We start from the raw sequence: 12,704 nt of genomic DNA on the forward strand, positions 1-12,704 counted from the left end.
AAGCCCTTCCTCTACATACTGAAAAAAGCTAATACCATACCTATCAATCAAATCTTGGTAATAATAGTTAAGTATACAAATATGAAACCTATAAGAAACCTCATTCCAATGAGTTAGGTTTAATTGCGTTATTTTATGACTCATATAACTCTCCATGTACTTAATCAAAGTCTGATATAATATTGGAAATCAATGAATTCATTGGATTTTTTATGGTTAATATTAACTGACTTATTGAGTTAGCGCTAACCAATAAATTTGCTATAATTAGGAAAAGTTTACTTGTTTTATTAATCGGATAGAGGTGTGAACAATTTTCTGTTTAACTCAAGAAGCTAAATATAATTTTTTATAATCAATGCTTCACCATAAATGAATATAAAACTGAGGTTAAATAATATGGGGATGGTAAAGGACTACAATGTTGAGATTGAAACCAAACATGAGACCTCAAAAGAAATGACACTGCGGCAATTATGGAAAGAAGATATTGCTTGTGTATTTGATCGCGATCCTGCGGCACGTAACAGTATTGAAGTTTTAACCACATATCCCGGTGTTCATGCGATTCTAATTCACCGTATTAGCCATCGTTTATGGCTAGCAAAATGGCATTATGTCGCACGTTTATTGGCTTTTTTCAGTCGAATGTTTACCAACATTGATATTCATCCTGGTGCGACAATTGGTCGGCGTTTTTTTATTGACCATGGTATCGGTGTGGTTATTGGTGAAACGGCAGTGGTTGGTAATGATTGTACGTTGTATCATGGTGTCACCTTGGGCGGTACGTCATGGAATAAAGGTATACGACATCCAACCCTAGGCAATGGCGTGTTAGTCGGTGCGGGTGCAAAAATCCTAGGAGCAATTACATTAGGTAATGATGTGCGAGTGGGTTCAAATTCAGTCGTGGTTAAAGATGCGCCTGCTAATTCCACCGTGATTGGTATTCCCGGCAAAGTGGTGCAAACCCCTTATGATGCAGAACATTTATCACATGGCGTGGATTTAAATCACCATCTCATTCCTGACCCTGTTGCACGCGCGATGTCATGTATGTTGGAACGGATTGCGACGCTAGAAAAACAAATTAATCAAGAAAAGCCTTTAGAAAAGCACTCTAAAAAAGATGACCCTTGTCCTGCTTGTGATGCACTCAATGTGTGTATGTGTGAAAAAGACCACTCGTAATGCTCAATCGATTAAAAATGCCATTCCTAATCTTGGGATGGCATCCTAATCATAATTTTTAAGGCACAAAAGGTGCTGGCTCAACATTTTCTTTTAAGCTATCCAAATAATTCATAATTTCATAGCTAAGCTCTTTACAACCTTGCCCTGTTTCAGCCGAAATCATAAAAGTTTTGCCTTGCCAATCTAACAACTCTAACATTGCATCACAATGGGCTTGCTGTTCGCCTTCTGCCAATAAATCGAATTTATTCAACACCAGCCAACGTTCTTTTTCTACTAATTCAGGGCTGAAATTTTCCAGTTCTTTAATAATTTTCAGCGCATCCTCAATTGGATCATTAGTACTTGGCATCACATCAACCACGTGCAATAACAAACGGGTACGAGATAGATGTTTTAAAAACCGAATTCCTAAACCCATCCCATCAGCAGCCCCTTCAATCAAACCAGGAATATCTGCAACCACAAAATTACGGTCAATATCAATTGAAACCACACCTAAATGAGGATGTAAGGTGGTGAACGGATAATCTGCTACTTTAGGTCTTGCTGCGGAAATCGCGCGGATAAAAGTAGATTTTCCTGCATTGGGCAACCCTAGTAAACCCACATCAGCTAATACTTGTAATTCTAAGCGTAAATGACGATGTTCACCTGCAAATCCCGAGGTCGTTCTACGTGGTGCACGGTTAGTGCTCGTTTTAAAATGAATATTACCTAAGCCATGGTGGCCACCTCTTGCAACAATGAGTTGTTGTTTATCTTTGGTCAGATCGCCAATGACTTCATCGGTTTCCAAATCAAACACAACCGTTCCTATAGGTACTTTAATTATAAGGTCTTCACCTTTTTTCCCTGTACATTGGCTACCCATGCCTTGTTGACCTTTTTGGGCTTTAAAATAGCGGGTATAGCGAAAGTCAAACAATGTGGTTAAACCTTCGTCCGCAATCAAGTAGACGCTACCACCATCACCGCCATCACCCCCATTGGGACCACCAAAAGGAATAAATTTTTCACGTCTAAAGCTTAAGCAACCGTCACCACCTTTGCCTGCAATTACTTCAATTTTTACTTCATCAACAAATTTCATAATGGCACTATTTACCGCTCAATAAAATAACCTAAACCGTGCATTTTATCGCTAAACAATTATTTTGAATAGCAAAAAATGCTAATTAGAAACAAAAAATGGATTTAAACATGATAGTGTTTGATTATTCAGCCTGATTTTCTGTTTCGGTTGCTGTTTTTTGGGTAGCTGCTTTCCAGCTTGCATGAAGGCTTATTACTGCAGTTATCATCACTGCAACGTAAATACCCATGGCTGCATAGTGATAAGGAGAACCAACCATTTTCTGGTCAAACATCAAATAAATGCAGTATGGAAATAGCATAAATGGGGAAAAAACGCGTGCTTTTCGTGACCAAATACCAAACGCAGCAAAAATAATTGCATCGATGAGACGTACTGATTGCATGAGTTGTTCAACAAAATTAGGCTGTGATTCTAAAATAGCCAGTGCGCTTAATGCAACGGCGGCCACAATGCAGTTTAAATAAAATAAATTATATTTAAAATCATCTAGTGCTGGTCGTGTATCAGTCATCTTGATTTAAATCCTCAGGCAATTTGTGAATATTGATATTGTTTGTAACTTCGGTTTAATTCTACCAAATCCATCGTTTTGATTGTGACTAAAGTTGTACCTAAAAAAGTGAGTTTAACCAATAGCCATGCTGTAGTCACTTTCTGACCGCATAGGTTTCCAAATCAGTTTCTGTTAGGCAAAAATTTCAAAAAATCAGTTTACAATGGCTTGGATAGTTTTAAAAATTCAATAGAATATGATACGTGGCCATTATTATATGCTTCGATTTAACTCTCAGTTTCACTTTGTTCTACCCACCTACATGTGTAGCTGAGTTCATTAAGATATATACCGCTTGGTTCATGTCAAGATGATACGGAGCGTTTTAGCAAACTTAAACATATTCCCTTCAAAATTGATATGCACAATATTCAGTTGAAATCTGTACCTTTCGCTGTCACTATAACAGTTAAATTATTTAGATTATCGCGTCCATGCAAACCTTAGACAGCTTACTTTCTCAAGCCCAACAAGCCAAACAACACAATCAGTGGCGACAAGCAATTGAATTCTATTTGCAGGCACTGGAAAAACAGCCAAATATCCAACAGCTTGAACTTATTTACCTTAGTCTAGCTATTCTTTTTGGACAACAACAAAAGTTAGAACCCGCACTCAATTATTTTCAAAAAGTGGTTAAATACAATCCTAAAAATTCGATAGCTCATAGTGGTATTGGGCAAATCCTACACCGTTTCGAACAATTAGAATCCGCCTTACAACATTATCAACAAGCATTGACTTATGAACCATCACTGCACAATTTTTTATTAACTGCCAAGACATTACACCGTTTAGGCCGTTATTCGCAAGCCATGTTATGTTATAAGGAAGCAGCTAAGATTGCGCCCCAATCACCCGAGTTAAATTTTAGTATTGCTCTGCTACAGCTATTACATGGTAATTACAAAGAAGGTTGGCCACGTTATGAAGCGCGTTGGCAGTTGCCTGAACGTGGTTTTATCTTGCCTATGACCAAGCAGCCACCATGGCATGGTGAAGAGATACAACAGAAAACCTTAGTGATTATCAATGAGCAAGGGTTTGGGGATACGATTCAATTTTTGCGTTATATTCCGCTGCTAAAAGCTAAAAAGTTGATACTCAAATGCCATGAGCAACTTATTCCACTGCTTAAAGATAGCTTTAGAGACTTGCCAATTGAAATTATCGAAGCCAATACACCCATTTTAAACGCTTATGATTATTACACCCCCTTGGCCAGTTTACCGCGTATTTTTGAAACCCAGCTAGACAGCATTCCACACAATATCCCGTATCTAAAAACAAACTCTGCTAAAATACAGCAATGGAAAATAAAATTAACTGCAGAAAAGCTTAATGTTGGTATCGTTTGGTCAGGTAATCCAAAACATGTGAATGATGTGAATCGCTCTTGCTCATTGGAGCATTTTTTACCGTTAGCACAACATGGATCAGTCAAATTATATGGCTTGCAAAAAGGTGAGCCGACGCAGCACTTAACCCCAGAGATGCCGATTCAAGATTGCAGCCATCAGCTACACAATTTTAGTGATACTGCAGCGTTGATTCAGGCTTTGGATTTAGTGATTACGGTGGATACCTCTGTGGCACATTTGGCTGGGGCATTGGGGCAAAAAACTTGGATTATATTGCCTCATGTGCCTGATTGGCGATGGTTATTAAATCGAAATGATAGCCCATGGTATCCTACTGCAATGCTATTTCGGCAAACCCAAGCCAAAGACTGGACCTCTGTTTTTACCCAATTACAACACGAATTAAATCAACTAATCTCATGACAAGAAAAGAAAAACGTTTACTTTATATGATGCTGGTGATTTTCATTTTTTACGCTGTGCCGTTTGAAATTTACCCAAGAGCCAAGACTTTTTATCAAGATGAAGTGGATGAAATTCAGCAACTCCAAACCCAAATTGATAAAAGCCAACGTCTATTTCAGAAAACTGAATTTTGGCAAGAACAAAACGCGAGAATGAAGCAAGAGCGAACGGCGGTGTATGCCTCGCTACTGCAAGGGAAAAATCGTGATTTGCTAGTGGTTGAAATTCAAAAATTAATTAGAGAATTGGCGAAGCAAACAGGGGTTGCAAGTTATTCAACTCAAGAATTACCTGCATTTTCTGAAAATACGGGGGATTGGATGTTTATTACCCAAAAAGTCACTTTTGAATCCCAATCAAAAACACTGATCGATTTTCTCAAAGCGGTTGAAGATGCGCCACAAAAACTAGAAGTGGTTAAGTTATATGTTTACACCTCACCGCGTAATAAGATGTTACGAGGGGCTGTTGAAATCACTGGTTTTGCTCGTTTTTCAGCAATAACAGAGGAAGGTTAATATTTATGAACCCGCTAACTTTACCTTTGTTCACCAATTTGTTATCTAAAAAGCATATTGCGCCTGTTGAAACATTTCCAGATGACCCACGTCTCATGTTTTCAACCGTGCCTGATATTGAAGATCGTGCCAAAATTCGTTTTCTACTTGGTAAACAAATCCAATTTGAACATGCCCAAAGCGATTATGTCGAGCGTTTGATTAAGCATTGGCGTGCTAAATTATCTCCTGAAATTGAAGGAACAACGGAGGGCGGTATTGATGAATTGGATAATGATTATTTAAAAGATTTAGCCTCTGATGCGCCTGTGATTCGGATGGTAAACCATTTGATGGAACGCGCCTTAGACCTCAGTGCCAGTGATATTCACTTTGAGCCAGAGGAAAAACACTTGATAGTGCGCTGTCGGGTGGATGGTGTAATGGTCAATATTGAAAAGCTGCCTGCAAATGTACAAGCCTCAGTATCGTCACGGGTTAAGTTAATGGCTAAGCTTGATATTGGTGAAAAGCGTCTACCACAAGATGGTCGTATTCAGTATCAAATGGGTGATCGTACCTTAGATATGCGTGTTTCCACTTTACCGGGAGTGCATGGGGAATCGATTGTACTGCGGATTTTAGATCGTAGCGATGTGAAAGTCAGTTTAGATAAATTGGGGATGCCTGTTGATATTCTTGAACCTTATTCACGCTTAATTCAACAGCCTCACGGTATGTTATTGGTGACAGGACCTACAGGTTCGGGAAAAACCACTAGCTTATATGGCACGTTAGAGAAAATTAATACGGGTGAGAAGAAAATTATCACTATTGAAGACCCCGTAGAATATCAGCTTGAAGGTATTACCCAAATTCATGTGAATTCAAAAATCGGGCTAACGTTTGCAGCTGGATTGCGTTCTATTGTACGGCAAGACCCTGACATTATCATGGTCGGTGAGATTCGAGATCATGAAACTGCCTCAATCGGAATTGAATCTGCTTTAACAGGTCACTTAGTGTTTTCAACCTTGCATACCAATGATGCCGCAGGGGCAATGACCCGGTTGCAGGATATGGGTGTGGACACTTATTTGATTAGTTCTAGTGTGATTGCCACCATGGCACAACGTTTAGTACGGAAAATTTGTACTCATTGCAGTGAAGATGTTGCATTGACCGAACGTGAAGCCAGTTTACTTGGGATTAAGTGCAGTGATTTCCCTATCATTAAACGTGGCCGTGGCTGTGAGCGTTGTGCTAATACAGGTTATCGCGGACGTTTAGGCTTATATGAATTACTTGAAATATCTGATGAAATTCGTCATGTGATTAGTACAGGTGGTGATGCAAATGCGATTAGAAAACAGGCTGTTGCTGAAGGAATGCGTAGCTTACGTGCTGATGCGTTAGAAAAACTCTATCAAGGAATTACCACGCCTGAAGAAATTGTACGTGTTACACGCGCGATGTAGGTTTTTCCTCATTCTGAACTGAAGTGCAAAATGTAGCTTAAAGCAAACTCATTTTGCACTCTCAGCATCAATTAGAAGCTAATAATTAGTCGTGAAACAATTAACTGGCTCGCAGTTGTATCTTGCACCGAATACACAAGCTCATTACCATCAACACTAATACTTGCATCAATACGTTCCCAAGAGTCTAAACTTTGAACTTGAGTATCATAAGTAGGTAACAAGGTTAATGTCTGGCCATTAAAACCCAAACTGAATGTGCCGTCTACGTTATAAATCATGTTTTCAGCCCCGATTTGGCTTAATAAACTGATTAACACATCAGGATACAAAATTGCAGGATACACATTTTGTGTACTACCATCACTGAATACAACGCGACCTTCACGAATTGCCCGATTATTACGTGAACGGGTTGTGGTTATATCAGCAATAAAAGTAAGTCGTTCACCACCATTATCATTTTCCACTAACGCATTAAACATGATAACCAAGAATCGCAGGGTATCACCATCAGTGTAAGTGATAAAAACTTCCCCTTTATCATTCACTTTAATAATGGCATCTTCACCAAAAATAGCATGTAACTCATCGGGTTTATCAGGTGATGGGATCATCACAAATTGTTGGCTATTAGGCATAGTAATTTGCAAAAAGCCGCCAGCAACTTGATTCAAACCAACGTCCACTTCATTTTCATCCGCTTGTTGAATGCTTGATGTATCAGGTAAGAAACTAAATACAAAATTAGCAAACTCATCTGAACCGACTACATTCAAAATACTATTGTCTTTCTGTTTAAAGCGGAATTTAGATAAGTCTTCAGGCTGAAATATTGAGCTACTGCCCGTATCATTGGCTTGAGTTTGTCCCAAACCTTCATTCATGTGCTCAATCAATGGTATACCTTCTCCATCAATCCCAAATCCACTATCAAAATCAGGTGTTTCTGGCATATTTAAGTTTTCGGACACACCTTGTAACTCAAAGCTTCTATACACTACTTGACTGCCTGCAGGCGGTTTGATTTCCTGTGTTTCAGGGTCAATTTCCCAGTTTTCAGGTAATAAATCAGCAGGATTAACACCGCTTTGTTCCAATACTTGTTTCGATAAATGGGTCAATAATTTAGTGACTGCTCGGCTTTGCTTGGCTTTATCACCTGCCTCATCCTTGAATGTATTTTTATTCAAATTAGTGACTTGTTCGGCATTCATCTCTTTCACAATATGAGAAGGCAACACATCCAATGTTTCTGCGGGTAAGCCTTTCAAACTTTCTAACGGAATACTATCAAACTGCTCATCCGTCATTTGCTTTACTGCATTGGAGTCCAAAAAGGCTAAGTCTTCTTCTGTGAACAATGCTAAATCTTCTGGCGGTAATTGCTGCATCATTTCAGGGGTAAATGTGCTAAAGGCAGCAGGTTCAATGCGTTCTGCCAAATCATTTTGATTAATTTGTTCCACCTCAGTAGGATATACACAAAAGTCCAAAATGGTGAAATTGCCTTTAACACTGGGTAAGGTGACGTTATCACTTATTGTCACTCCGTCTCCTAATTCAACCGTTGGGGTTATGCACATATTGCTGATGACGGCATTATCAATTTTTGCATCGCCAATTCGTGCAGGTTGCTCAGGATCACCAACGATAACACCAGTTAATTCACCACCGATAATCACGGTATCAGGCTCTAATACCATGTCATCAATTGAACCACCATTATTGATTGTACCGCCTAGTGAGCCATCACCACGGATTGTTGCTCCTTCTTCAATGGTTATGTCTCGCATTTCTCCATCGTTTTGAATCTCGCCAGCAACATGGCCGCCTTCCAATTCAGAATGAGGACGAACATTGACATTTTCCACCGTACCATAATTGACATTTGAACCACTGAGACGGCCGCCTTGTAATGCTGCACCTTCCTCAATAGTCGCATTCGAAACTAAACCATCACTATGATTATTACCAACAAAGTGGATATTGGATACACTGGTATTTTGTGGAATTTGCCCGTTATCAATTTGTCCATTTTCAATGTGAACCGTATCAGGATTTTGTGGGGCTTCAGCTCCGCTTAAGTCAGGAGATAGCTCAAATATTGCGGTACATATTGCATCTTGGTCTAAGTGTACATATCCAAAACCACAAGGACCACGCCAATATTTAAACGTCCAACCTTGAGCAGGAGTAACATTTAATAACACCTCTGTACCATATGGATAAACATAAGTACACGTACTGCCACAATTTTGAATTACGCCTTCACCTTCAATATTCAGCTCTAAAATAACTTCAGATTCAGTAATGACCGATTGTTCTGTATCATCAAGTGATGAAAAATTAGCAGTACATTGTTGATTAGTATTCATGACTACCCGTCCTGTTTCATCACAACTGCCTGTCCAACCAATAAACTCCCAGTTTGGCTCAGGGTCTGCAATTAAAAACACTTCGGTTTCTGGTAGATATTCTTGGGTACACTGTTGACCGCATTCAAATACCCCGCCTTCGCCTGAACTGGTCACGCTCAAAGTAAATAATGGATTACCTTCACTATCCATACTGGTGGTCTCATCTGGTAGCAATTCTGGACATGACGGCATCAATACAGAAACATAAGCCGCATCAGAGGCAAAATTATCAACTGTCGTTTGCACGCTATAGGTATAAGTTTGTTCGCAATTCAAGTTTCTATCAAGAATGCTGTGTGTATCACTTGCAACCGTGATTAAGCTGTTTCCATTTCGTTCGATATAGTGTCCTGAATGAATCACATTATCATCAGACCAAGTTAAATTAATTTCTGACGAGGAAATTGCTGTAATAACAAGCTTGTAAGGAGTAAGAATATTGGTATCAATGATATTTGGTGCTTCTACAGGTTCGATAGGTGTTTCAATCTCATCTGTATTGCATAGTGGTGCAACAATCGTCACCGTTACAGTTAAAGAATTGGCAGCACCATCAGTCGCCATCACGGCATATTCATATACAAAGCCACACTGGATAAATGTATCCGTAAACGTGGTTATATTTTCGGCTAATTCTGCCCACACTTGGTTATTACGCAAGATTGTAAAGCCCGTCTCTCTATCGCTATTATCTAGCCATACAAGTTCAACTGTCTCATCAGGGCGTAATGTCGCGCTTAAATTACTTGGAGGATTTAATGTCGGGTCAGTTGTTGTATCCCCAGTTGTATCCCCAGTTGTATCCCCATTTGATCCAGAATCTGGAGGCGTTTGGGTAGTATCACCAGTAGTAGGTTCTGATGTGCCACAATCTAATGTTTGCCCCGTTTGAACTAAATACGCGGAGTCACCATATTGATTGGTGGAAAAAACACTATAGGCATAGCTACTGCTACAAGCTAAATCTCTATCTGTAAAACGGGTTGCATTTGCGCCTAATTCTGCGACAACTAAACCATTTCTCAAAACAGTATAGCTTTCTTCAATTGCACTATCATCTAGCCATGTTAAGTGAATTGTTGTTTCTGATTGTGCCGTTGCCGTCAAATTGGCGGGGGCGTTCGGTGGATTGAATGTATCGTCCAAGCACTCACCGCTACTCCCTGTCACAGTAACCGTGTCAGAATCACCTATTTCATTGCTTGTATATAATGTGTAAGTGTAGCTTGTGCCGCAAGTTAGGCCTGAATCAGTGTCATTTGTGGTATTGGCAGCAAGTGTACTAATGACATTTCCATCACGCTGTAAAGTAAAGCTAATTTCATCACTACTATTGTCAGCCCAAGTGAGACGAATTTGATCACTGGATTCCGCACTAGAGGTAAGATTTGATGGTGCAGTCGGCGCAGTACAATCCGCTGTGATTTGAGTTCCTGTTATAGAAGTAGAGTCGCCCACACCATTGATTGCATATATTTCATAGCCATATGTTGTAGCACATGTCAGGTTTTTATCTGACAAACTAGTTGCATTAGCAGGTAAAGTTATGATTTCAATTCCATCACGCAATATTCTAAACTCAGTTTCGTCGCTACTTTCATCAACCCAAGTTAAATCAATTTGAGTATCACTGACAGTGACTAGGTTTAAATTACTTGGGGCTATTGGTAAATCAAATTCTTTTTCATACGCGCCAATATCACAATCATCTCCCTGTGTACGGGGAGCACCTCGTTGATCGGTTTCGATTTCAAACGTGATACAAGTATCAGCATCAATCGCATCGATTGCATCAGAATTTATGGTTTGAAAGCCTAGGGTTTTAGTTATGCCACCATTGTTTTCCAATGATGTAGTAAGTTGAGGATCAGTAGATAACAGTGGCGTAATACCACATTCATTATTTTCGATTAGATTGTATTGATTTATACCTGTAATCGCCGTACCTGTGGTGATATGGCAATCATCGGCAACACCATCCGCCGTATTATCAGCTAATAAAACACCTATCATATTAAGCGTTGCAGTTGTATCTTCGACATCAATACCACCACCATTATTGGCTGCTGTATTTCTTGCAATAGTGACGTACGTTAAATTAACATTGCTGCCTTCAACCACTTTGATTGCACCAGCATGGAAATTGGCAGTATTAGCAAAAAATGTGGAGTTTAAAATATCTGCACTGCCTTTGATATTAAGAGCACCACCCCAATCTGCTGTATTATCATAGAAGGTACTGTCATTAATAATCAATGATGAAGTGGGTACTGTTGCAATTGCTCCACCTCCACTTGTAGTAGCAATACCATTACGAAATGTGGACTCATTAGCAATTAATGTGCTACTGCTCTTCACATGGATTAATCCACCCCATGACCCCTGACCATTTTGTAATGTGAGCTCTATTAAAGTTAATTGGCTCGAAGAAATCACAGAAAAAATACGATTTGTTCCATTACCATCCAATATAATATTGTTACCACTTGCATCAATTGTAAGTTTTTTATCAATACTGATTTCTTCTGTTAGCGTAATAGTTTGGCCTGTTAATGAAGGTGAAAATTCAATAGTGTCACCTGCATCAGCAAAGTAAATTGCATCGCGCAAGGTATTATTATTTGCTGAAGTATCATCATCTAAAGTATTGTTTAGATTATCAACAAGTAAATTTTTGGTAGGGGGTTCATATTCATATGCACCAATATCACATGAATTAACACGCGATTCACCGCGTTGATCTGTATTACCTCCTGATAATGTAGAACATATCGATCCCATTCCATTATCAATCGCAAGCGAACCTGCAAGTAATTTCATGGTTAAAGTAGAGCCGCCATAGTCATCTAAATCATCTAACTTTGCATCACCACTATAATCAGGATCACATGAGCCATCTTTAATGAGGTTGTTGTTATTACTTGATACAGTCGTTGGAGAAGGTGTTTCAGGGTCTGTTAATAAACAATCGTCTACATCATTATCAAGAATATTATTTGAGAATGACAGTGAGCCACCATTGGTGATAATACCCGTATTGTTTGCAGCAATGGTGTTATTGATTAATGTTGTGGCTGCATTATTTGCATAAATAGCCCCTGCTATCATTGCGGTATTTTGAGCCAAAGTGCTGTTGCTTAGATGTAAAGTTGCACCATTTGCATAAATAACACCGCCTGTAGCTGCACTGTTGTCATAAAATCCAGAATGGGTGATTGTGAGTTCCGTACCAAAATTAGCATAGATAACACCGCCTTGACTATTTGTTGTGTTACTACTAAACCTCATATCATCAAGCGTGAGTGAACCAGATTCAACATAAATACTGCCTCCAACATCATTTCCTATACCACCATCTACTAAGCTTAAATCTTTGATGCTGACATTGTTAGCTCTGATAATAAAGTGGCGTGTTACATCATTACCATCAATGGATATATTCTGGGATGAACCATCAATAGTCACTGATTTATCAACAGTTAATGGAGCGGTTAAATATAGCGTTTGACCAGAAAGGGCGGATGAAAATGTAATCTCACTACCATCACTGGCATAGGCGATGGCTTCACGTAATGAGTTTTGGCTTGTATTACCGTCATCAATATCTACTGCTGTATTTACAACTGTACTACCC

Annotated in this window: 7 protein-coding genes; 4 read left to right on the top strand and 3 right to left on the bottom strand. The window is 39.2% G+C overall.

Going from position 1 to position 12,704, the window contains the following annotated elements:
* Positions 1-399: 399 nt before the first annotated feature.
* A complete protein-coding gene (gene cysE, locus ABXH34_RS14385; protein ID WP_353572578.1) occupies positions 400-1,194 on the top strand; it encodes a serine O-acetyltransferase in 795 nt (264 codons plus the stop codon).
* Positions 1,195-1,252: 58 nt separating this feature from the next.
* Here the strand turns inward: cysE and cgtA are convergent, their stop codons facing one another.
* Both cgtA and ABXH34_RS14395 read right to left on the bottom strand, forming a co-directional pair.
* Positions 1,253-2,290 carry an Obg family GTPase CgtA gene (gene cgtA / locus ABXH34_RS14390; protein ID WP_353572579.1) on the bottom strand — a complete coding sequence of 346 codons (1,038 nt, stop codon included), beginning with the start codon at positions 2,288-2,290 and terminating at the stop codon, positions 1,253-1,255.
* A 124-nt stretch (positions 2,291-2,414) separates the two neighbouring features.
* On the bottom strand, positions 2,415-2,807 hold the full coding sequence (locus ABXH34_RS14395; RefSeq protein ID WP_353572580.1) for a hypothetical protein: 393 nt from the start codon (positions 2,805-2,807) through the stop codon (positions 2,415-2,417).
* Between the two features lie 476 nt (positions 2,808-3,283).
* On the opposite strand from ABXH34_RS14395, the gene ABXH34_RS14400 reads away from it, so the two are divergent.
* From ABXH34_RS14400 to ABXH34_RS14410, 3 genes are read left to right on the top strand one after another with little or no spacing between them, the layout of a single operon-like run.
* Positions 3,284-4,633, top strand: coding sequence for a tetratricopeptide repeat protein (locus tag ABXH34_RS14400; RefSeq protein ID WP_353572581.1), 1,350 nt, complete (start codon positions 3,284-3,286; stop codon positions 4,631-4,633).
* Positions 4,630-5,193 carry a hypothetical protein gene (locus tag ABXH34_RS14405; RefSeq protein WP_353572582.1) on the top strand — a complete coding sequence of 188 codons (564 nt, stop codon included), beginning with the start codon at positions 4,630-4,632 and terminating at the stop codon, positions 5,191-5,193. The genes ABXH34_RS14400 and ABXH34_RS14405 overlap by 4 nt, the downstream gene beginning before the upstream one ends.
* A gap of 5 nt (positions 5,194-5,198) precedes the next feature.
* Positions 5,199-6,650: a GspE/PulE family protein gene (locus ABXH34_RS14410; protein WP_353572583.1), complete on the top strand. Its 1,452-nt coding sequence runs from the start codon at positions 5,199-5,201 to the stop codon at positions 6,648-6,650.
* A gap of 71 nt (positions 6,651-6,721) precedes the next feature.
* Here the strand turns inward: ABXH34_RS14410 and ABXH34_RS14415 are convergent.
* Positions 6,722-12,704: choice-of-anchor Q domain-containing protein (locus ABXH34_RS14415; RefSeq protein ID WP_353572584.1), on the bottom strand; the 5,983-nt coding region annotated here is incomplete at its 5' end.

The organism is Candidatus Albibeggiatoa sp. nov. BB20, assembly GCA_016744725.1.
Classification (GTDB): domain Bacteria; phylum Pseudomonadota; class Gammaproteobacteria; order Beggiatoales; family Beggiatoaceae; genus Albibeggiatoa.